At 57.1% G+C, this 819-nt stretch carries 2 protein-coding genes; both read right to left on the minus strand.

All coding sequences use genetic code 11. The features are described 5' to 3' along the window. The coding region (locus QJ48_RS34355; RefSeq protein ID WP_054977757.1) for an ABC transporter permease at positions 1 to 579 on the minus strand (579 nt) is incomplete at its 3' end. Continuing rightward, on the minus strand, positions 576 to 819 hold a 244-nt coding region (locus tag QJ48_RS34360; RefSeq protein WP_369126854.1), incomplete at its 5' end, for an ABC transporter permease. The genes QJ48_RS34360 and QJ48_RS34355, both read right to left, overlap by 4 nt.

The following is an 819-nucleotide window of genomic DNA, read 5'->3' on the forward strand; positions in this document are numbered from 1 at the left end:
CGGGAGCACTTGCGGAATGACGGCGAACCACAGCACCTGCAAACGATTGGCTCCGCAGGCGGTCAGCGCCTCGGTCGGCCCGAGATCGAGATTTTCGATCGCCTCCGAATACAGCTTGCCGAGCATCCCGATCGAGTGCAGGCCGAGCGCCAGCACCCCGGCATAAGCGCCCGGGCCTACCGCTTTGATGAAAATGATTGCCATGATGATTTCCGGGAACGTCCGGATAAAGCTCAGCATGAATTTGCCGCTGCCGGATACCCAGCGGAAACGGCTCATGTTGTTCGCCGCCCAGAAGGCAAACGGCACGCACAGGAACGCCGATATAAACGTGCCGATAATGGAAATGGCGAGCGTGTCGAGCAGTCCCCGGATCAGGTCCTCGCCTTCGGGCATGTAGACATAGCCCCAATCGGGATTGAACAAACCGCGGAGAATGGTGGCGAAATCCCGGCCGGCGTTTTCCGTCAAGCCTTCGAATTTAATACCGAGAAAAGACCAGAGATAAATGGCCAATATAATGATGGCCACGAGCCAGAAACGGATGCGGAACGGTTTTTTGGTCGTCGTCTGATTCATAACAGCCTCTCCCTTATCTTCGTGCTCACGTAATCGATCAGCAGCACGATCGCCAGCGTCAAAATGATGATAAGGGCCGAACGGTCATAACGGAACTGCTGCAGCGTCCGGTCGAGCGTCAACCCGATCCCGCCCGCGCCGACCAGGCCGAGTACAGCGGCGGCCCGGACGTTGACTTCGAACGTGTACAAAAAATACGCGATATATTGCGCCGCCACCTGCGGCACGACGCCAAAATGA

The sequence above is a fragment of the Paenibacillus sp. A3 genome, assembly GCF_001399685.1.
Classification (GTDB): domain Bacteria; phylum Bacillota; class Bacilli; order Paenibacillales; family NBRC-103111; genus Paenibacillus_G.